General features: G+C 60.4%; 16 protein-coding genes and 4 pseudogenes. 9 read left to right on the top strand and 11 right to left on the bottom strand.

The window, feature by feature from the left end; all coding sequences use genetic code 11:
- Window position 1 precedes the first annotated feature (1 nt).
- Together AACY08_RS11880 and AACY08_RS11875 are read right to left on the bottom strand one after the other, a co-directional pair.
- Window positions 2-1196: pseudogene (locus tag AACY08_RS11880) on the bottom strand (MFS transporter).
- Window positions 1193-2356: an MFS transporter gene (locus AACY08_RS11875; protein WP_339469577.1), complete on the bottom strand. Its 1164-nt coding sequence runs from the start codon at window positions 2354-2356 to the stop codon at window positions 1193-1195. Before AACY08_RS11875 ends, AACY08_RS11880 begins: the two are co-directional and overlap by 4 nt.
- Window positions 2357-2451: 95 nt before the next feature.
- Between AACY08_RS11875 and AACY08_RS11870 the strand changes: the two genes are divergently transcribed.
- The 3 genes and pseudogenes from AACY08_RS11870 to AACY08_RS11860 form a co-directional block, all read left to right on the top strand.
- On the top strand, window positions 2452-3345 hold the full coding sequence (locus AACY08_RS11870; protein ID WP_339469576.1) for a LysR family transcriptional regulator: 894 nt from the start codon (window positions 2452-2454) through the stop codon (window positions 3343-3345).
- Between the two features lie 692 nt (window positions 3346-4037).
- Entirely contained in the window at window positions 4038-4538 is a 501-nt protein-coding gene (locus AACY08_RS11865; RefSeq protein ID WP_339469575.1) for a methylated-DNA--[protein]-cysteine S-methyltransferase, read from the top strand.
- A 113-nt stretch (window positions 4539-4651) separates the two neighbouring features.
- Window positions 4652-4945: pseudogene (locus tag AACY08_RS11860) on the top strand (low affinity iron permease family protein); the annotation flags it as partial.
- Window positions 4946-5015: 70 nt separating this feature from the next.
- Here the strand turns inward: AACY08_RS11860 and AACY08_RS11855 are convergent.
- From AACY08_RS11855 to AACY08_RS11845, 3 genes are all read right to left on the bottom strand, one after another.
- Window positions 5016-5543 (bottom strand): DUF4142 domain-containing protein, encoded by a 528-nt coding sequence (locus tag AACY08_RS11855; RefSeq protein WP_339469574.1) that lies wholly within the window; start codon window positions 5541-5543, stop codon window positions 5016-5018.
- A gap of 186 nt (window positions 5544-5729) precedes the next feature.
- Entirely contained in the window at window positions 5730-6140 is a 411-nt protein-coding gene (gene fos / locus AACY08_RS11850) for a fosfomycin resistance glutathione transferase (protein ID WP_339469573.1), read from the bottom strand.
- A gap of 13 nt (window positions 6141-6153) precedes the next feature.
- The gene (locus AACY08_RS11845) at window positions 6154-7071 is read right to left on the bottom strand and encodes a LysR substrate-binding domain-containing protein (protein WP_445261426.1); all 918 of its coding nucleotides are present in this window, start codon (window positions 7069-7071) and stop codon (window positions 6154-6156) included.
- 77 nt (window positions 7072-7148) lie between these two features.
- Here AACY08_RS11845 and AACY08_RS11840 point away from each other — a divergent pair.
- Window positions 7149-7637, top strand: a pseudogene (locus tag AACY08_RS11840) (DMT family transporter).
- Here AACY08_RS11840 and AACY08_RS11835 read toward each other — a convergent pair.
- From AACY08_RS11835 to yiaY, 6 genes are all read right to left on the bottom strand, one after another.
- The gene (locus tag AACY08_RS11835; protein ID WP_339469571.1) at window positions 7638-8969 is read right to left on the bottom strand and encodes an MFS transporter; all 1332 of its coding nucleotides are present in this window, start codon (window positions 8967-8969) and stop codon (window positions 7638-7640) included.
- A 59-nt stretch (window positions 8970-9028) separates the two neighbouring features.
- Window positions 9029-9970 (bottom strand): hydroxymethylglutaryl-CoA lyase, encoded by a 942-nt coding sequence (locus AACY08_RS11830; protein ID WP_339469570.1) that lies wholly within the window; start codon window positions 9968-9970, stop codon window positions 9029-9031.
- Window positions 9967-11160 carry a CaiB/BaiF CoA transferase family protein gene (locus AACY08_RS11825; protein WP_339469569.1) on the bottom strand — a complete coding sequence of 398 codons (1194 nt, stop codon included), beginning with the start codon at window positions 11158-11160 and terminating at the stop codon, window positions 9967-9969. The genes AACY08_RS11830 and AACY08_RS11825 overlap by 4 nt, the downstream gene beginning before the upstream one ends.
- Before the next feature lie 113 nt (window positions 11161-11273).
- On the bottom strand, window positions 11274-12185 hold the full coding sequence (locus tag AACY08_RS11820) for a LysR family transcriptional regulator (RefSeq protein WP_339469567.1): 912 nt from the start codon (window positions 12183-12185) through the stop codon (window positions 11274-11276).
- Complete coding sequence (locus tag AACY08_RS11815) at window positions 12185-12859, bottom strand: NAD(P)H-binding protein (RefSeq protein WP_339469566.1); 675 nt, start codon at window positions 12857-12859, stop codon at window positions 12185-12187. The genes AACY08_RS11820 and AACY08_RS11815 overlap by 1 nt, the downstream gene beginning before the upstream one ends.
- Before the next feature lie 92 nt (window positions 12860-12951).
- Entirely contained in the window at window positions 12952-14100 is a 1149-nt protein-coding gene (gene yiaY / locus AACY08_RS11810; RefSeq protein ID WP_049709553.1) for an L-threonine dehydrogenase, read from the bottom strand.
- A 125-nt stretch (window positions 14101-14225) separates the two neighbouring features.
- Here yiaY and AACY08_RS11805 point away from each other — a divergent pair, with 125 nt between their 5' ends.
- From AACY08_RS11805 to AACY08_RS11785, 5 genes and pseudogenes are all read left to right on the top strand, one after another.
- Entirely contained in the window at window positions 14226-15242 is a 1017-nt protein-coding gene (locus AACY08_RS11805; protein WP_339469564.1) for a DUF4917 family protein, read from the top strand.
- Window positions 15243-15490: 248 nt separating this feature from the next.
- Window positions 15491-15691: pseudogene (locus AACY08_RS11800) on the top strand (dihydrodipicolinate synthase family protein); the annotation flags it as partial.
- Between the two features lie 117 nt (window positions 15692-15808).
- Entirely contained in the window at window positions 15809-16348 is a 540-nt protein-coding gene (locus AACY08_RS11795) for an RNA polymerase sigma factor (protein WP_339469563.1), read from the top strand.
- Entirely contained in the window at window positions 16345-17313 is a 969-nt protein-coding gene (locus AACY08_RS11790; RefSeq protein WP_339469562.1) for a FecR family protein, read from the top strand. The genes AACY08_RS11795 and AACY08_RS11790 overlap by 4 nt, the downstream gene beginning before the upstream one ends.
- A gap of 127 nt (window positions 17314-17440) precedes the next feature.
- On the top strand, window positions 17441-20005 hold the full coding sequence (locus AACY08_RS11785) for a TonB-dependent receptor (protein WP_339469561.1): 2565 nt from the start codon (window positions 17441-17443) through the stop codon (window positions 20003-20005).
- Window positions 20006-20058 lie beyond the last annotated feature (53 nt).

Genomic DNA, 20058 nt, shown 5'->3' with positions numbered 1-20058 from the left:
ATCACTCCGACTCAACCATCCCCCGCTGCACCACCCACGCCAACGGCAACGTCACTATCAACCCCCCCGCCAAGACCATCATCGCCACCGGCACGCCTAACGCATCCCCCACCCCACCAAACACCACCGGCGCCAGCGCCCCGCCGCCAATCGTGCCGGTGTAGAACACGGCAAATGCCTGCTCCCGCGTCCCCGCGCCGGCCAGGTCCGGCACGGCGCCATACAACACTGAGGACGTGCCATTGAGCACGAGGCCCAGCAACGGCAGCATCACCATCAACCCGGTCAGCGGCAAATACACGGCGGCAATGATCAGCAACGCCGTGCTGCTTTCCGTCAGCCACACCGTCCTCATCATGCCGATGCGCGCGCCAAGATAACCGCAGAGCAATTTGCCGAATGCGCCACCGATAAACAGCAGCGTCAGGGCCACGCCAATACCGGCGGTGCCAGGCCCCTTGGCTTGCAACAGAAACGGCAGGAACGTGAGGAAACCCATGCGCACGCCGCTGTCGAGGGTGCCCGTAAGAATCAGGGCGCGCAGGCCTCTGACGGAGCCGGTTCCGCTGTGGGGTTTGGTCTTTTTTGTGGAGTCAGATTCGGATACTTGTGTAGGAATCAGCCACCACAACAACCCCGCCGCCGCCAAACCCAGCAATCCAAGAAGCGTGGCACTCGCGCGCCAACTGATCACCGTAAGCAGCAGGCCAACCAGTCCGGGGATCAGGGTTTTGCCGATATCGCCGCTGAAGTTGTATTGAGACAGCGCCTGCTTGATCCCACCACCGTCCTCGTAGGCGTCGCTGATCATTGAGGAGGCGAGCGGTTGTTGGGTGCTGGCGCCCAACCCACCCAACAGCAGCGCCAGCAATAACATCGCCAGTCCGCTGGCCTGGCCCACCAACAAGTAAGCCACGCCCGCGAGCGTGGTTCCGCTCACCAGCATCGGTACACGCCCCCAACGCTTCGCGCGCGCGACTGGCCATGAGCTGGAACGCCGCCATCATCCCGGAATAGGCCCCGCGTAACAGTCCGATTTATGCGTAGGAAAGCGCGAACTGCGCCCGCCAGATCGGCAGCAGCACGTAGATGACATCGGTAAGGCCGTCATGCACGGCATGCGCACCGCAGCCGGCGATCAGCGTGCGACGGCGGGTTGATGATGCGGCAGCAGGCACCTCGACGGTATCGTTCATGGTATTGGGATCGGTTCAGCTTTAAGGGGTTTCCAACCGGTCAGGGCAATCAGCAAGGTCAATACCTGGAAGGTCATAATCAGCGCCACACACCCGGCCCAGCCCCAGCGTTCCCAGATCAAAGCCGGCACAATCGCACCGCAACTTCCGCCCAGGTAATAACACGTGAGGTACACGCCCACGGCGCCCGCTTTGTTGTCACGGGCGGTAGCGGTGGTGAACGCGTTGGCGGCTGCCTGGGCGAGGAATACGCCGGTGGAGCTGAGCGCCAGGCCCACGACGATGCACCACAAGGAAGGCACTAACGTCAGCGCTGAGCCGGTGATACCCAGCACCGCAGCCACGCTCAGCAGTTCGGCGTGAGGCCGGGCTTTACTGAGGCGACCGGCGATGGGGATCACGACCAGCGCCAGCAGGAACACGGTGTAAAGCGTGCCCAACGCCGCAGGCCCCAAGTTGAATGGCGGTAATCCGAGGTACAAACCGGCGTAGGTAAACGCTGCGACTTGGGAGAACAACACGCAAAAACCTACAGCGTAAGCAGCCAGCAAGGGCTTGCGAAAAACGGCCGAGAAAGCGGTTTTAACCTTCGCCGTTCGCACACGACTGATCGGCAACAAGAACGGGATAAACCCACCCACCATCAGGCTCAGCACCGCCAGCAACTCGAAGGCTTCGCGCCAGCCCACGTATTCAGTCATCACACCCGTGACAAAACGCCCGGCAAACCCACCCAGTACGGTGCCTGCCACATACAGGCTGGTGACCTCCGTCACCGTGCCGCCACTCCAGCGGTCGCCGATGTAAGCCACGCTGGTGGCAAACACCACCGGGATCAACATGCCTTCGACAAACCGCCACACCAGCACTTCGGCAAAACTGTCGGCGTAGGCGGTCATCAGCGCCGGCACCGCCAACAGCAAAGCCGCCGCGCTGATCACCGTGCGTTGCTCAAAGCGCCCGGTCAGTCGGCTGACAAACGGTGCAGTGATCGCCACGGCCAGCGTCGTCACGGTGATACTCCATCCCGCCGCCCTGGCACTGACCTGAAACTGCGCGGCAAAGGTCTGCAGGATGCTCTGGGTGGCATAGAGGTTGAGGAACGCCGCGCAGCCACACAGGAACAGGGCAAGGCGGGCACAATGCAGGCGCGGTTTCATGAAACCTCTCGTTTTATTTTGTGAGGTCTTTATAGAATGGCCGGCGGATCTTAAACCAATACCGATTTCGAACCGATCGATACCCAAGGATCAGGATGCTCGATCTACGCAAGCTGCGGTACTTTCTGACGGTAGCTGAAGAATTGCACTTCGGTCGCGCGGCCATTCGCCTGCATCTGGCTCAGCCACCGCTGACCCGGCAGATCTCGGCGCTGGAAACCGAGCTGGGCTTCAAGCTGTTTGATCGCACCAGCCGCAGCGTCACCCTCACGGCTCAAGGGCGGTCATTCCTGCCCTACGCGCGCGGCGTGTTGGAGCAGGTGGAGTTGGCGCAGGTGATTGCCAGCAAACTGGCTACGGGCACCGCCGGACAGTTGGCCTTGGGGTACGTCAGCTCCATCGCCCTGTCGGACCTGTTCAGCCAGACGATCCAGGCGTTTGCGCAGCGTTTTCCCGACGTTCAGCTGACCTTGGTGGAGTGCGCCTCCGGCAGCCTGGGCGCACAAGTGGCGGATGGGCGGCTGGATATCGGGTTGAGTCGCCTGCTGCCGCAAGCCCAAGAGGTGCAAGTGCTGTCGTTGGGTGAAGAAAGGCTGGTCGTAGCAGTGTCCAGTGAAAGCCCTTTGGCCAGTCTGCCAAGCGTCAGCCTGGCGCAGCTCAGCGCCTATCCAGTGATTCTGTTTCCTGCGGATTATGGATCGGGGCTCAACCAGTCCATCGAGCAACTTTACCGACGCCACGGCCAGCCTTTACGGCTTGGACCGACTGGGCGGCAGATCACCTCTATCATCGCGCTGGTGGCGGCTGGGCAAGGTGTGGCGTTGGTGCCGACGTGTACGCAGAGCCTGATGAATAAAGGCGTGACGTACAGGCCGTTGATGGAGGGGGATGCGTATGCACCGTTGTTGGTGCTGACTCGAAAGGAGGAACAGAACTCATCGATCCGAGCCTTTATGAGCGTGATTGATGAGGTGGTGCGGGCTGGATAACGCATCAACTTTCCAAAGCTGATTCACTCGCCGCTATCGGAAAGTTCGTTCAAAACAAATGGGGATCGTGGCGTTGATCACCGAACGTTGGTGGTTACAGTAAGTACCCTTTTGAGGGCTAAACGATGCACTACCCCATCGCAATATCGACCGGCGATGAAAACTCCGCTTGGAGCGTGGAAGTGCTTCAGCAGGGCATTGATTAAGCTCATTCCTACAGGGACGAGAAAGTTCGCCTATCACCATGGGAAACCTTAACCAGAACAGGACACAGCAGGATGCTCGCGTGCGGACAAAAAACGCCAACGCAGGTCTTTAGAAAAGTCGTAGGGCTGGTGCTGATCATCCCACTGCGGCCCCACTGATGCCTATTCCCACGATAGGCCTGGGCCGTTTTGTATTGATAGCGGCAGTTGCCGGGTCTATCTATGGCGCTTGGTACGCCAGGCAGCACGCTGGTCGAGGCCTGGCAATCGGCGCGGCCATCATCGCGCTACTCAATCTTGGCTCACTGGTCGCACTGTCAACGCCCTCGATAGCCTGGTTTGTCTACCTGGTCTCCTGGGTCTATGGGTCGGGCAATTGGATTCACTGGCGCTTTTAGCGGGCCTAAAATTACACCGCAAGAAACAAGGTTCCCCCACGGCTAGCAAGACGGATAATGGCGCCATACAGCATCAAGGATTATGCCCATGCCTTATGAATACAAGCTCATGCCCTCCCCTGTGGGCCAACTGACCCTGGTGGCGCGCAATGGCAAACTCGGCGCCATCCTGTGGGAAACAGAGCGCGCCAACCGTGTGCGCCTGGGTGAGTTGCACGAGGCCAATGACAGCCCGGTGCTGTTGGAAGCCGAACGCCAACTCAAGGAATACTTCGCCGGTAGCCGTAACCGATTCGAGCTGGAACTGGACTTCGATGGCACCGACTTCCAGAAACAAGTCTGGCAAGCGCTGCTGACCATTCCTTTCGGCGAAACCCGCAGCTACAGCCAGATTGCCGAACAGATCGGCAACCCAAAAGCAGTGCGTGCGGTGGGTGCTGCCAATGGCCGGAACCCGATCTCGATCATTGCACCCTGTCATCGCGTCATCGGTGCGTCGGGCGGGCTGACCGGGTTCGCCGGGGGGCTGCAAGCCAAGCAGTATTTGCTGGCACTGGAAGGCACGGGCCAGGCGCAATTAGCCTTCTAAAAACAGCCGCCGACAAAAACGTACAACGTTGTTCACCGGGCTAAATGTAAAAAGAAATTTCAGAGAATTCCTGCGGTCCAGTCTTTCATCACCCCCTACCAAGGAAACCGGTCATGAAATTCTCCACAGTCTCCCAATCCCTGTCCCGCTGGGCGGGCAGCCCACGCACGTTCTACGCGGCGGTGGCGTGGAGCCTGAGCGGGCCGTATTTTCACTACAACGACACCTGACAACAGATCATCAACACCTCGACCACCATCATCACGTTTTTGATGGTGTTCCTGATCCAGAACACGCAGAACCGCGACAACGACATCCTGCATATCAAGATCGATGAACTGCTACGCGTGTCCAAAGATGCTCAAAACGCTGTGCTCCGTCTGGACGGCCTGGACCGAATAAAACTGATTTGAACCAGGCATGAAAAACGGCGGTTGGAGAACATCCAACCGCCGTTTTTCATTTCAAGTGACGGATTCAGCCGTCGCCTTGATGACCTTTAGCATGGGTCGAAGCCAACGCACGGGCTTTATGCAAACGCTCCTCCAACTTAGGCAGCGTCTCGTCCACCAAGGCTTTTATTTCAGGTACATCCGATGCCGCGCCTTCCCGTTTGAACAGGGCGATGGCGTCTTCGTTTTCCTTCACCTGTTGCGCGGTGTACGCCGCATCAAAAGAGTCGCCGTCCTTGAGTTCAGGCATCAGCGTTTCGGCTTTATCGACGATTTTCTCCCGCGGGGCCACAGGCAGATCGAGCTTCTTGGCGATGGCCGCCAGATGCTGGTTGGCCAGGGTGCGCTCGTTGATCACCTCAATGGTGTAGTCCTTGATTTCCTGGGACGACGTTTTGGCGTGGGCCATGCGACTGGTTTCGATATCGGCCATACCTTTGGCCGAAGCCTGCTCAATGAATTCAGCAGGCGACTGGGCGAAAGCATTGCTGGCGCCGAGGCCCAGCAGCATCGCGAAACTGGCGGTGCGTAACCGGATAGCCATGCGGCTCATGATGGGTTCCTCCAGGGCAAGAATAGGTGCGGGAGAACACAGCCCGCCCTTAATTCGAATTTTCAGGGCAGCAAAGGTTTAGAAAAAACTTTTCAGTGCGACGAACGGTCATCTTCGAATCCAGCTGGTTTGCTGCCTGCACGACCTGCCAACACGTGCGCTTAAGCGTTTACGCACGTGCCCGCCCTACGGGTAAAACGTCATTCCGGCATAAGGCTTTTCGCGGCACGCGTGTAGCCGTGAGGCCAGGTCGCCGACATGGGCTTCGAGCTTGTGGCCATCGGGGTCGAGGAAATAGAACGAAGCGCCTTCACTGCGGTTGTCGCGCCACTCTTCAACATCAACCGTTCGCAGGCGCTCGATCAGCGCCGCGAAATCAGCCGCAGCGACGGTAAACGCATAGTGGGTGTAATCGGCGGCTGGATTCGCGTCGCGCAATGGATCCAGCGATAAACACAGCCATAAACCCGGCAGTGAGAGGTAGGCGCCGGCGTCCCATGTGGCGTCGAGCTGAAGGTGCAACAGCTCATGGTAGAAGCGGACGCTGCGATCCAGATCGGTGACGGCCAGGGTCAGGTGGTTAAAGCCTGAGAGCATGTTGTTTTTCCTGTCAGCGGTGATCTTCGGACAATACACCCTGCACCTGCCCAATCAACCACTGCAACCCCGAATCCCCACCCCGCCGCGCATGCCACACCAATTCAAATGCAAACGACGGAATATGAAACGGTGGCAGCACCGCCAGCAAGTGCTGATGATCGATATCGAGCAAGCCTCGGGACGACACCGTAAGGATCAGGTCAGTGCCCCGTATCAACTGCGGCGCCACGCCCCAATGCGGCAGGCTGATCGCCACATGCCGACGCTCACGAATCGCTGTCAGCGCTCGCTCGATTTCCGGCGTGCCGCTGCCGCGCATCTCCAACAACACGTGCGGACGTGACAGGTAGGCGGGCAAATCCAGCGTGCCGCGCTCCGGCAGGCTGCTGCGGTCCACCAGACAGGTGTAGTGCTCTTCGAACAACGGCGTAGTACGCAGTTCGGCGGGCATGTCGGGAAACACGCCGGCGGCCAGGTCGAGGTCGCCATTGAGCACCCCCTCCACCATGCCTTCACGGCTGGCCTGGATGATTTGCAGATCGATACCCGGCGCCTCACTGCGCAGCGTACGCACCAGATCGGGTAGGAAAATCGCCGCACTGTAGTCAGACATTGCCACACGAAACCTGCGCTTGGCCGATGCCGGCTCAAAGCGATTCGGCGCCAGCAGGGCTTGCACCTGAGCCAGGGCTTCAGCCAGTGGCGTGGCCAATTCCAGCGCGCGAGCGGTCGGCACCAAACTACCGCCCTGACGCACCAGCAGCGGATCGCCGAGCAGGTCACGCAAGCGCGCCAGCGCATGGCTGACTGCCGGTTGGCTCAGGTGCAGACGCTCGGCGGCACGGGTGACGTGTTGCTCGCTGAGCAAGGCGTCAAGGATCACCAACAGATTGAGGTCGATGCGGCGCAGATCATTCATCAGCTGCATGTTCACCATAAGAACTTGGAATTTAAATTTGCGTGACGAATAACCTAGAGTCCAGCAAAACCTCTGGGAGAGTCGAAATGACAACGTTGCATTGGGTAGGTTTATTGGCGCTGGCCTTGATTGCCGGGGCCGTGGTGCCGTTTCAGAGTGCGATCAACGCCACGCTCGGGCGCGGGCTCGGCCACCCGTTGTGGGCCACCCTGGCGTCGTTGCTGGTGAGCATCATCGTGTTGCTGCCGGTGATTATGGCGATGCGTCTGCCGCTGCCGAGCCTGACGTTTATCACCCAGGCGCCACTGTAGATGTGGGCGGGTGGCGCGTTCGGCGTGTGCTTTATTTCCCTGGCGTTGATGTTATTGCCTAAGCTCGGCGCCTCGGGGTTTATCGCGTTGGCCATGGCCGGGCAGATTCTTGCGTCGCTGGTCCTTGATCACTTTGCCCTGTTCGGCCTGGCTGAGCGCCAACTGACAACGCCCCGCGTGCTGGGGGCGTTGTTGTTAACCGGCGGCGTGGCGTTGATTCAGTTCAGCGCCACACCCGCCCCCGCTCTGGCAACGACGGGTTGATCAACCCTTATCGAGGGTGCGCAATTTTTGCGGCAGGCCCCACAGCAAGAGCGCCGCCGCCAACAGCGCGCACACGCCGATCACATACAGCGCCGGGGTGGTGCTGCCGGTGAGGTCCTTGATGCGCCCCACCATCACCGGGCTGACAATCCCACCAAACTGTCCGAGGGTGTTGATCACCGCAATACCGCCCGCCGCGCCTGCGCCGGCGCCCGCCAGCAACTTGGGTGGCAGGGTCCAGAAGGTCGGGATCGACGCGATGATGCCAGCGCCCAACATGCCCAGGGCAATGATCAGGAAGGTGGTGTGGTCGGCGAAAAACCCGGCGCTGAAAAAGCCCACCGCACCGAGTACCACCAGGCCGCAGACAAACTTGCGACGCTCGCCGGTAGCGTCCGATAGTCGCCCGATCACCACCATGCTGATGGCGCCGCAAACATAAGGAATCGCCGTAAGCAGGCCGATCATCACCGGGCTCTGGGTGCCCGCGCTGCGGATCAGTTGCGGTGCCCAGAAGTTGAGGCCGTACGACGCCACCTGAATCAAAAAGTAGATAAAGCCGAGCATCAGGAACCCCGGAATACGGATTGCCGACAGCAACGAGCCACCGTGCTGGTTCGGCTCATGCTTGGCGATACGGCTCGACAGCAACGCTTTCTCCGCCGGCGTCAGCCAATGGGCGTCTTCGATACGGTCCTTGAGCAGCGTCAGCACCAGGAACCCCAGGCCGATGCACGGCAAGCCGCCAAGCAGGAACAACCAGTGCCAGCCGCGCATCTGCAACACACCGTCGAGGTGTTCCAGTACCAGGCCGGAAAACGGTGCGCCCACCAGGCCCGCAAAAGCCGAAGCCAGAAATAGCATCGAGGTGATGCGCCCACGGAAATGCTGCGGGAACCACAGGGTCAGGTAATACAGCACGCCAGGTGCGAAACCCGCCTCCATCGCGCCGATGATGAAGCGCAGGCCATAGAACTGCCATTCGGCGGTGACAAACACCATGGCCGCCGTCGCCAGGCCCCACGACATCATGATCCGCGCAATCCAGCGCCGCGCGCCGACCTTGTACAGCATCATGTTGCTCGGCACTTCGAAGATCACATACCCCACCACAAACAAACCGGCGCCCAGGCCGTAGGCGGTGTCGCTCAGGCTCAGGTCTGCTTGCAACTGAAACTTGGCGAAGCTGATGTTGATCCGGTCAAAAAACGCGAACAGGTAGCACACCATGATCAGCGGCATCAGGCGCCAGGCGACCTTGCTGACCAGGGCTTTTTCGGCATCGATTTCAGCAGCCGGGCGCGCGCCGGCCTCCAACGTATTAGTGCTCATGGTTTCTCTCCAGCGGGCTGCTCACAGGCGCCCAATTGTTTTTGTTGTCTGGTGTAGCGTTACAACGTGGCGATGTAGGTCGGCGGCGCGTGCAGGTCGCAATTGCGCCCTGCCTTCGCCACCTGGCCAGGAAGTTCGTGGCCCAACAAGGCCGGCAAGCGGCGGGACATTTGCAGCAGGTGCGGCAGGTCGATACCGGTGTGAATGCCGACTTCCTCGCAGAGGTTGACCAAATCTTCGGTGCAGATATTGCCCGATGCCCCCGGCGCAAACGGGCAACCGCCCAAGCCACCGAGCGCCGCGTCAAAACGACGGGCACCAGCCTCGTAAGCCGCCAGCACATTGCACAAACCCAGGCCGCGGGTGTTGTGAAAATGCAGGGTCAGGTCACTGGCAGCTATGCGCTGCAACACACGCTTGACCAGGCTCGCCACCTGACGCGGGTTGGCCATGCCCGTGGTGTCGGCCAGGCTGATGCCCTTGATGCCCAGCGCTTGATAGGCCTCGATAATCTTCAGCACGCAGTCTTCGTCGATCTTGCCTTCGAACGGGCAACCAAAGGTGGTGGCGATGCTGGCGTTGAGCCTCACCGGGTGGTCGGCGGCAACGCTGACGATATCGCCAAACGCCGCCAACGACGCCTCGCAGCGCATGCGCATATTGGCCAGGTTGTGGGTCTGGCTGGCGGACATCACCAGGTTCAGTTCATCGGCGCTAGACGCGATAGCGCGCTGCGCCCCCTTGAGATTCGGGATCAACGCCACATAGATGACACCTGGCTTGCGCTTGATGCCCTGGAACACTTGCTCGCCATCACGCAATGCCGGGATGGCCTTGGGCGAGACAAATGAACCGGCCTCAATCCGTGAAAAGCCCGCGAGGGAAAGCTGGTCGATCAGGGCGATTTTGTCGGCCGTCTCGACCCAGGTCGGCTCGATTTGCAGGCCGTCGCGCGGGGACACTTCCTGCACAATCAGCGGGTCGGAATAATCAGAAATCATTGCACCACTCCCGTGCTTTTCAGACGTTGGATATCAGCGCCGGCCAGGCCCAGGCTGCCGAGAATTTCGTCAGTGTGTTGCCCCAGGGTCGGGCCCTGCCAATTCACGCCGCCCGGGGTTTGCGAGAGTTTGGGCACGATGCCGGGCATCTTCACTGACACACCGCCGGGCAACTCGGCAGTGAGCAACATGTCACGCGCCTGGTAGTGTGGGTCGCTGACGATGTCCGCCACCGAATAGATACGCCCGGCCGGCACTTCGGCGGCCTCCAGGGCGCTGAGCACTTGGTCGATGGGCAGGCTGCTGGTCCAGTGAGTGATCGCGGCGTCGAGCAAACTGCTCTTGGCGGCGCGGCCATCGTTGTGGGCGAATTCTGGGGCTTCAGCCAGGTCGGCGCGGCCGATGGTGGTCATCAAGCGTTTGTAGATCGGGTCGCTGTTGCCGGCAATCACCACATAGGCACCGTCGGCCGTCAGGTAGGTATTGGAAGGCGCAATGCCCGGCAAGGCGCCGCCGCTGCGTTCACGCACATGGCCGAGCATGTCGTATTCCGGCACCAGGCTTTCCATCAGGTTGAACACGCTTTCGGCCAGGGACACATCGACAATCTGCCCATCGCCCTGCCCCGTCTTGACCCGCAACAACGACATCAGCGCGCCGATCACGCCGTGCAACGAAGCCAGGGAATCACCGAGGCTCACACCGACCCGCGCGGGCGGCGAATCCGGGTTGCCGGTGGTGTAGCGAATGCCGCCCATGGCCTCGCCGATGGCACCGAAGCCAGGGCGGTCGCGATAAGGCCCGGTCTGGCCATAGCCAGAAATACGCACCAGGGTCAGCTTGGGGTTGAGGGCGTGCAGTACACCCCAACCCAGGCCGAGCTTTTCCAGGCCGCCGGGGCGCAGGTTTTCGATGAGGACGTCGGCGTCGCCGAGCAGTTGCTTGATCAAGTCCAGCCCTTCTGGCGACTTGAGATCCAACGCCAGGGACTTCTTGTTACGCGATTGCAGGTACCACCACAGCGACGTGCCTTCGTGCAGCTTTCGCCATTTGCGAAGCGGATCACCCTGGCCCATGGCTTCGATCTTGATCACCTCGGCGCCAAACTCGGCCATCAGCCGGGCGGCGAACGGCGCGGCAATCAGGGTGCCGATCTCGATCACCTTGATACCGTTCAGGGGAGCCGTCATGGGGTGTACCTCTTATTCTTGGAATGTGTCGCCAAGACTAGAGGGCCGGTGCAGAAAAAATCCAACCGTCAGTTGGCAAGGCGCGTTCGCGAAATGCGAACACTGTAGTTCGCTTACACCGGCATCTTGCGCAGATATTCGAACAACAGCCGGCTGACCGGCGACAGCTGTGCCTCATCACGCACCACCAGGATCAGGCTGCGATCCGACCAGTCATCCGTCAACGGCACGGCATGTAACCCCAACGCGCGACCGAAAAGTTCATAGGCCTTTTGCGGCAGGATGCCAATCCCCATATTCGCCTGGACCATCCGGCACATCGCATCAAACCCCGGCACATGAATACGCAGGCGCAGCATCTTGCCCGCCTCGCGCGCGGCGGCGTGGGTGCGCATATTGATGGAGCTGGCGGCGTGCAGGCCGACGTAATCGCTGTCCAGGGTTTGGGCAAATGCCAGGGTTTCTCGGGTTGCCAGCGGATGATCCGCCGGCATCAGCACGACCAATTTGTCGTGCCGATACGTCACGCTCGGCAGGCCCTTGGTGTCGGTGTCAATGGAGCAAATCCCCAGGTCCGCCACGCCATCCAGAACGCCTTGCACCACGCCGTTGCTGGGGCGCTCTTCCAAGTCGGTTTTCACTTCGGGGTGCTGCTCGGAAAAGTCCCGCAAATCTTCAGGAAGGAACTGAATGATCGCCGACAGATTGGCCAGCATCCGCACATAGCCGCGCACGCCGTGGCTGTGTTCGCCCAGTTCCAGGCCCATTTTTTCGACGTTGAACAGCATCTGCCGTGCATGGTGCAACAGGGTTTCGCCGGCTGCGGTCAACTCCATGCCCTTGGCCCGCCGCACAAACAGGCTTACGCCCAGCACCTGTTCCAGTTCCATCAAGCGCTTGCTGGCAGCCGAAACGGCAATGGCTTCACGGTTGGCGGCACGGGTCAGCGTACCTTCCTCAAAGACCGCGACAAACAATTGCAGCGTGATCAGGTCCAGCCGACGCACCAGGCCTTTGTGCATCATCAGCGACGCTCGCTGGCCAACCGATTGATCTCGGCCTGCTCCACCACTGGCTGCGACGCACCATGACTCGCCACCTGCAACATAGCCCGGCCGACGGTCTCGGTGCTTATCACCCAACCCGGTTTTATCCGCCGGACAAACGACAACAACGGCCCAAGCACCGAATAGAAGGTCTGGTACAACGGCGTCTTCGAGCGCACAGCATGCAAGGGCTGGATCACCCCCGGCCGAAACAGATACACCGCCTTGAACGGCAGGCGCAGCAGGGCATTCTCGGTCTTGCCCTTGACCCGCGCCCACATCGACTTACCCGCCTCGGAACTGTCGGTACCGGCGCCGGATACATAGATAAAGGTCATCTGCGGATTGAGCCGCGCCAGGGTGCTGGCCGCGACCAGGGTGAGGTCATAGGTGAGGCGGGTGTACTTGGTTTCATTCATCCCTGCCGACGAAACGCCGAGGCAGAAGAAGCACGCATCAAAACCTTGCAGCAGGTTTTCCAAGGGCTGGAAATCCAGCATGTCGCCGTGCAACACCTGATGCAGCTTGCCGTGTTCCTGGGTCAAGGGCGTGCGGCCCACGGCGATGACTTCCTGAACGTCGGCGGCCAATAGGCACTCGCGTAACACGCCCTGACCGACCATGCCGGTGGCGCCGAATAGCAGAACTCTCATAGGGGGACCTCAGCGGCAAGCCGCAAGCTTCAAGCTCAAGTTGAATGCAGTTCAGCCTGTAGCTTACCGCTTGCAGCTCATAACTACCCCATTCAGAACGCGTTACGAAAGATCTCCTCAATCTGACGCTGATCCGCCCGCCGTGGGTTGGTCAAACCACAGGCATCCTTGAGCGCATTGGTAGCCAGCAGCGGAATGTCCTGCAACTTGGCGCCCAATTCTCGCAGGCCCGCCGGGATTTCAACGTCCGAGGCCAGGCTACGAATCGCGGCGATGGCGGCTTGTGCGCCCTCTTCGTCGGTGATGCCCTTGATGTCGGCGCCCAATGCGCGGCCCACGTCGCTCAGGCGTTTGGCGCTGACGCTGGCGTTGAAGCTTTGTACGTGGGGCAGCAACACCGCGTTGCACACGCCGTGGGGCAGGTCGTAGAAACCACCCAACTGGTGCGCCATGGCGTGGACAAAACCCAGCGATGCATTGTTGAACGCCATCCCGGCGAGGAACTGCGCGTAGGCCATGTTTTCCCGTGCAGCCTTGTCGCTGCCGTCGCGTACGGCCAGGCGCAAGTTGGCGCTGATCAGTTCGATGGCCTTGATCGCGCAGGCGTCGGTGATGGGTGTGGCGGCGGTGGACACGTAGGCTTCGATGGCATGGGTCAACGCGTCCATGCCGGTGGCAGCGGTGAGGCCCTTGGGCATGCCGACCATCAGGCTCGGGTCGTTGACCGACAGCAGCGGTGTGACGTTGCGGTCGACGATGGCCATTTTCACGTGGCGGGTTTCGTCGGTGATGATGCAGAAACGGGTCATCTCGCTGGCGGTGCCGGCGGTGGTGTTGATGGCCACCAGTGGCAGTTGCGGTTTGCTCGACTGATCGACGCCTTCGTAGTCGCCGATATGCCCGCCGTTGGTGGCGCACAGGGCGATACCCTTGGCACAGTCATGGGGCGAGCCGCCGCCCAGGGACACCACGAAGTCGCAGTCGCTCTGTTGCAACAGCGCCAGGCCTTTCTCGACGTTTTCCACGTTGGGGTTGGGCTTGGCGCCGTCGTAGATCACTGAGTCGATGTCCTGCATCGCCAGTTTCTCGGCGATCATGCTCGCGACGCCCGCCTTGGCCAGGCCGGCGTCGGTGACGATCAGTGCCTTGTGAAAGCCGTAGTTGCGAATGGCGATCATGGCTTCGTCGAGGCAGTCGGTGCCCATGATGTTGACGGCGGGAATGAAGAAGGTGCTGCTCATGGCGAATCCTCGGATGACGTTTATGCCTACAGCATCGACCTCAGTTGCCTACGCCATCTTGACCAGGATCAACGCCCGCTCGTGATAAAGTCACCGTCCAGCCGATTTCGAGTAGACCCGCCGCAATGAAGGATTTCCAGGATATTGACGCCCACCTTGAAGACTGGAGCGCACTGCGCAGCAGCACCCACTTCAGCGGGATTCTGATCGGCAACGGCGCAAGCCGAGCGATTTGGGAAGACTTTGCCTACGATTCGCTGTTCGAAAACGCGCGCACCATCGAAGAAAAACCCCTGAGTCCCTCCGAGCTCAGTGTGTTCGATGCCCTGCAAACCCGCAGTTTCGAGCAAGCGCTGGGTGCGTTGAAAACCACCAGTCGAGTCAACAAGGCCCTGGCGGTGAGCTCGGCGGCGCCGCGTAATCGCTATTACGCGATCAAGGAAGCCTTGATCAATACGATCCACACCGTGCATATCCCGTGGAGACTGGTGCAGCCGTCTACGTTGGCGACGATCAACAGCGAACTGGCCAATTACGCCACGGTGTTCACCAGTAACTACGACTTGCTCAACTATTGGGCGATCCTGCACACGCCGGGCATCGACGACTTGTTTCGCAGCGCCGACGCCAGCTTCGACCTGCGCAACACCCGCACCGACGCCACGCGCATCCTCTACCTGCATGGCGGCCTGCACCTGGTGCGCAACCTTGATGGCACCGCGCGCAAATTGCCGACCACCGAGAGCACGTTGCTCAGCAGTTTTGCCATCAACAACACGATCAAGACCCTCGATGATGTGCCGCTGTTTGTCAGCGAAGGCAAGGTTGAGGAGAAGCTCAAGACCATCCGCAGCTCGGACTATCTGTCGTTTTGCTATGAGCAGTTGCTGACGCATGAGGGCGCGCTGTGCATCTTTGGCCATGACTTGGGGTCGCAGGATAAGCATCTGGTGGATGCGATTCGCCAGGCAAAGCTGACGACTTTGGCGATCTCGGTTTCGGGGCGCAGCGATGGGTTTATACGCCAGCAGAAACGGCGGTATTCAGCGTTGTTTGACGGGTCTGGAATTGAACTGAAGTTCTTCGCGGCGCGCACGCATCCATTGGGTAATACGGCGCTGTCAGTGCCTGTCGAACGCTGATCCCCTGAACGAAGAAGATCAACTGTGCGAGCAAGTCGAATCGTCGCACCGCCGCTCCCACATTGGACTGCATTTCAAATCAGGATCGCGTCACTCTTCGGCGCTGTGAACGAACACCAGAACTGCGCCTGCAGGCACTGGTCCAGATGCAAAACACCCTGGCGGATAATACGTGGACCGACCGGCAAAAGCTGGCGCTCACGTGTCGCATCCTGTTCGAAAACGGCCACGACTCCGGCCTGGCCTGGCATATCACCGCGCGCGTACCGACCATCGTCAGCGTCTGCGACCTGACCACCGCGAAGGCCGTACGCCGCGCCCGCTACGCCGAAGCCAATGGCGCCGATGCAGTGATGGTGCTGCCGACGTCTTACTGGAAGCTCAGCGAAGCGGAAATCCTCGCCCACTATGCAGCGATTGGCGACAGCATCGGCGTGCCGATCATGCTCCCACGGGAACGTCTCCAGATTTTTGACTGAGGACATCTGTTACAGGGAGACAAATAACAATAATTCTCGATATCATTCGCGACCTTTCCAAATCGTGCTTCGTCAAGAAGGATATCCATGTCTCGTCCCAAGCCCGACCCGTTGTCGGCCGATGCCTTTCGCGGATTTTATACAAATATCCTGTATTTCCTGCGCAGACGCACGGACAACGCCAGCGACGCGGCGGACATGACGCAGGATGTCTTTACCCAGTGGCTGGACTACCGCGACCGGGCCAAGGTCGAGCAGCCACGGGCGTTTCTGTTCCAGATGGCGCGCAACCTGCTGCGTGATCACTGGCGCAAACAGAAGGTGCGGCACTCCGTTCACGTTGATCAGGCCGCTATGGACGCGGAACCTGTCACCGACGAGCAAAACGACCCCATGGCCGCCGCGCAACGCTTGCAACGACTGGAACAGTTGAAAGAAGTCCTCGCCGGACTCTCGCCCCGCCGGCGAGAAGCCCTTATGCTGCACCGCTTCGAAGGCTTGAGCCAGGCGCAGATCGCCGAGCGCATGGGCATTTCCACCAGCATGGTGGAAAAGCACATCGCTTTTGCCCTGCTGCATTGCAAGCGACGCCTTCAACAAGAACCCGGCACGGAGCAGCCAGAATGAATCGCCTGAGCGACACCGAGCTCTTGGACATCGAAGCCAGCGACGCCATCGATGCCCAAGCCGCCAGCTGGTTTGCCCGCAACCGCAATGACATGGGGCGCGCCGAGCGCAAAGCGTTTGCCGCCTGGCAGGCCGAGCCCGCCCATGCCCGCGCCTATGCCGAATTCGAGCAACTGTGGGCCGACCTGGCCCAGTTACAGCAACTGAACAAGCCCGCGACGCTGCCCAAGCGCAAACCGTCGGTATGGCGCCCTGCCCTGGCCGTGGCCGCCGCCTTGCTGTGCGCGGTGCTGGCGACCCACATCGGCGCGCCCCGCGAGCTGTATCACACCCAGGTAACGGCGCACGCCAAAGGCATGCGCACCCTCAACCTGCCCGACGGCAGCACCTTGTATGTGAATGCCAACACCCGCGTGCGTGTGGACTTCACCGCGCACCAGCGCATCGTGCACCTGGACAAGGGCCAGCTGTACATCGAAGTGGCCGCCGACAGGGAACGACCGTTGTTCGTGCAAGCGGGCGAAGCGAGCGTGCGCGTGGTCGGCACCGGCTTTGACGTGCGCCGCAGCCAACAGCAACTGGTGATCAGCGTCGCCCATGGCCAGGTCGCCTTCGAGCCGGATGCAAAAAGCCCGGTCACGCTGCTTGGCGCCCAGCAACGTGCTATCTACCGCTATGCCAATGGTACGTTGCAGCAGCAAACACTTCCCTTCGAGGAGGTCGCTGACTGGCGCAGTGGACACTTGTCGTTTCGCAACCGCGAACTTGCCAGCCTGATCGACGAGTTGAGCCTGTATCGCCCTCAGGCACCGTTGCAGGTCAGCAGCGCCGTGGCGCACCTGAAGGTCTCGGGCAATCTTGATGTGAATGATCCAGACGCCCTGCTCAACGCCCTGCCCGCCCTGTTACCGGTGAAAACCGTGGCGTCGGCGGACGGCATTATCAAAATCGAACCGAGCAAATAACCGCGCAAATTCTTATTTGAGAATATTTTGCATTCGCAGGTGTGGATTTTTTTATCTGCCCCGTCTTCCTCCGGTCTGCATTCGACACGCACGCCTTTTCGGCCATTGGGCCACACCGGGGGATTTCATGTTTCGCGCGCCTTGCCACGCTTCGCACCTGTTGCTTCGACCGACCCTCATCGCCACCTGCCTGGCATTCAGCCTCAATGCCCAAGCCGAGCCATTCAAGCTGCCCGCCCAGGCGCTGGCGACATCCCTGAGCCAGGTAGCGCAGCAGGCGAAAATCCAGCTGTTATTCGATGAAGCGCTGTTCAGGAATGTGCAGGCGCCGGCACTCGACGGTGACTTCACCGCGGAAGTGGCGCTTCGCACCTTGCTGAAAAATGGTGAATTCACGTTGATCAAAGTCGGCAACACCTATGTGGTAAGGCCCGAAGAGGCGAAAACCACCCAGAGCGGTGCGATTCAGTTGGACGCCCTGAGCGTGATCGGCACCGGTACCGAGGTCGACGCCAGCACCGTAGGCCGCTCCACCTTGAGCCAGGCCGATATTGACCGTTATCAGCCCGACAACATCCCTTCACTGCTGCAGACTCTGCCCGGTGTGTTCATGGGCGGCTCACCCAAGCCAGGTGGCCAGACCATGAACATTCGCGGCATGGGCGATGCAGAAGATGTGCCGATGACCGTGGATGGCGCAACCAAAAGTGGCTTCGAGCGCTATCAACAAGGCACGGTCTTCATCGAGCCCGAGTTGATCAAAAGCATTGAGGTGGAGAAAGGCCCCTACTCGCCGTTCACCGGTAACGGCGGCTTCGGCGGCACGGTCAACATGACCACCAAGGATGCGCCAGACTTGCTCAAGGACGGGCGTAACGCCGGGGCGATGGCCAAGTATGGCTACTCCAGCAACACTCACGAGCAGGTGTACAGCGGCGCGGTATATGGCCGCACCGACGATGGTCGCATGGATGGCCTGATTTACCTGACCAAGCGCGACGGCGACGACTTGAAGCTCGCCGGCACCCCGCCCGACCCGCGCAATCAATACCCGATCAACCCCAAGCGCCTGCCCAACAGTGCACAGGATGTAGAGGGCAAGTTGTTCAAGGTCAATGCCCACTTTACCGACGAACACAGCATGGGCCTGTCCTACTCCAGTGCCAAAAGCGAGCGCATGGCGCCGTTCTCGGCTAAGTCCTACCCGTCACCGCCGATGCAATCGGCGATCGACCGGTATGGCTACAAAGGCGCTCTGACACGTTTCCTGGCCGACCGTGAAACCGTGGACACCACCTGGTCGGGCAAATACCAGTACCAGCCGCTGAACAACCCATTGATCGACTTGAAGCTCAGCTACTCGTTCTCCAAGACCGACCAGACTGACGAACGCGCCGAAAATGCCGTGATGGGTCTGAGCACCGGTGGACGCAAGATGGAAACGTCTTATGCAGACCGCATTTTTGAGCTGCGCAATATCAGCCTGTTGACCTCCGGCCCGCTGGAACACGCAGTGACCACTGGCGTGCAGATCCGCAAGCACGACCGCGAAACCGAAAGCTGGATGCCGGGCGCGACCTACAACACCGCCAGATACAACTATGGGCATTTCCAGCCGTATTTCATGCCCCACGGCAAGGTCGACACAAATTCGCTCTACCTGCAGGACGCGATCACGCTTGGGGATGTGACCCTCACCCCGTCCCTGCGCTATGACCACGTGCGCAACCGCGGCGAAGCCAACGATGCGCCGTACTACAGCAACCCGGACCCGCGCGTCGGCCATGACTACAGCGACCGCACCTACACCGGGTGGTCACCGCGCCTGGCCGCGTTCTGGAACGTGACCCCGGATGTGGCCTTCTTCGCCAGTTGGAACCGCACGTGGCGTGCGCCGGTCATCGATGAACAGTATGAAGTCCAGGGCGCCGCCAGCACGCGCAGCGCCACAAGCCTCAACCTCAAGCCCGAGCGCATTACGGCGATTACCGCGGGCAACGTCACCAACTTCTCGCGCATCTTCACCCGCGATGACAACCTGCAACTGCGCACCACGCTGTTTCACAACCGCATCGAAGACGAGATCATGAAGGCCACCGGCATCGGCTGCGAACGGCAAATGACCGTGCCGGGCAATATCGATTCGGTGTGCACCGACACGGCGTCCAGAACCAACTATCGCAACGTCGGCGGCATGACCATCAAGGGCGTCGAGCTCGAAAGCTACTACGACTCGACATACGTGTTCGCCTCTCTGACTTACTCCTGGGCTACAGGTAAACGCGACAACCCCTACACCAACCCTTGGGCTACCGACCGTCATGTGTGGGCACGCGATATTCCACCGGCCAAATGGGTCGTGGTGCTGGGTACCAAAATCCCGAGCTGGGACGCGCAAGTGGGCTGGCAGGGCCAGTTCGTGCGCAAGACCGATCGCGTGCCCACCGACATTTACCCAGGCGGCTTCAACTCCAGCATCGGCGACTTTATCTACGACCAAACCGAGAACGCCAGCTACGACACCCAGGGTCTGTTCGCCAATTGGAAACCGCAGCAAGCCGGCCTCAAAGGCACCGAGATCAACTTCACCGTCGACAACCTGTTCAACCGCAGCTACCAGCCGGCCCTCAGCGGCGAGGGCGTCTACAGCGAAGGGCGCAACGCCAAGATCAGCATCACGCGCTTCTTCTAAAATGTGGAAGCCGGGCTTGCCCGCGATGCAGACACCTCGTGTGTATCAGGTAG

The sequence above is a fragment of the Pseudomonas sp. EL_65y_Pfl1_R83 genome (genome assembly GCF_963970695.1).
Taxonomy (GTDB): Bacteria; Pseudomonadota; Gammaproteobacteria; order Pseudomonadales; family Pseudomonadaceae; genus Aquipseudomonas; species Aquipseudomonas tritici.
This window is presented reverse-complemented; position numbering and strand designations above follow the sequence as displayed.

Bases quoted from the DNA above. Each gene is read 5' to 3' on its own strand.
- AACY08_RS11855 (WP_339469574.1), bottom strand. From the start codon at position 5,543: ATGAGCCGCATGGCTATCCGGTTACGCACCGCCAGTTTCGCGATGCTG.
- AACY08_RS11875 (WP_339469577.1), bottom strand. From the start codon at position 2,356: ATGAAACCGCGCCTGCATTGTGCCCGCCTTGCCCTGTTCCTGTGTGGC.
- AACY08_RS11795 (WP_339469563.1), top strand. From the start codon at position 15,809: ATGTCTCGTCCCAAGCCCGACCCGTTGTCGGCCGATGCCTTTCGCGGA.
- yiaY (WP_049709553.1), bottom strand. From the start codon at position 14,100: ATGAGCAGCACCTTCTTCATTCCCGCCGTCAACATCATGGGCACCGAC.
- AACY08_RS11870 (WP_339469576.1), top strand. From the start codon at position 2,452: ATGCTCGATCTACGCAAGCTGCGGTACTTTCTGACGGTAGCTGAAGAA.
- AACY08_RS11835 (WP_339469571.1), bottom strand. From the start codon at position 8,969: ATGAGCACTAATACGTTGGAGGCCGGCGCGCGCCCGGCTGCTGAAATC.
- AACY08_RS11830 (WP_339469570.1), bottom strand. From the start codon at position 9,970: ATGATTTCTGATTATTCCGACCCGCTGATTGTGCAGGAAGTGTCCCCG.
- AACY08_RS11820 (WP_339469567.1), bottom strand. From the start codon at position 12,185: ATGATGCACAAAGGCCTGGTGCGTCGGCTGGACCTGATCACGCTGCAA.
- AACY08_RS11815 (WP_339469566.1), bottom strand. From the start codon at position 12,859: ATGAGAGTTCTGCTATTCGGCGCCACCGGCATGGTCGGTCAGGGCGTG.
- fos (WP_339469573.1), bottom strand. From the start codon at position 6,140: ATGCTCTCAGGCTTTAACCACCTGACCCTGGCCGTCACCGATCTGGAT.
- AACY08_RS11805 (WP_339469564.1), top strand. From the start codon at position 14,226: ATGAAGGATTTCCAGGATATTGACGCCCACCTTGAAGACTGGAGCGCA.
- AACY08_RS11825 (WP_339469569.1), bottom strand. From the start codon at position 11,160: ATGACGGCTCCCCTGAACGGTATCAAGGTGATCGAGATCGGCACCCTG.
- AACY08_RS11865 (WP_339469575.1), top strand. From the start codon at position 4,038: ATGCCTTATGAATACAAGCTCATGCCCTCCCCTGTGGGCCAACTGACC.
- AACY08_RS11845 (WP_445261426.1), bottom strand. From the start codon at position 7,071: ATGCAGCTGATGAATGATCTGCGCCGCATCGACCTCAATCTGTTGGTG.
- AACY08_RS11790 (WP_339469562.1), top strand. From the start codon at position 16,345: ATGAATCGCCTGAGCGACACCGAGCTCTTGGACATCGAAGCCAGCGAC.
- AACY08_RS11785 (WP_339469561.1), top strand. From the start codon at position 17,441: ATGTTTCGCGCGCCTTGCCACGCTTCGCACCTGTTGCTTCGACCGACC.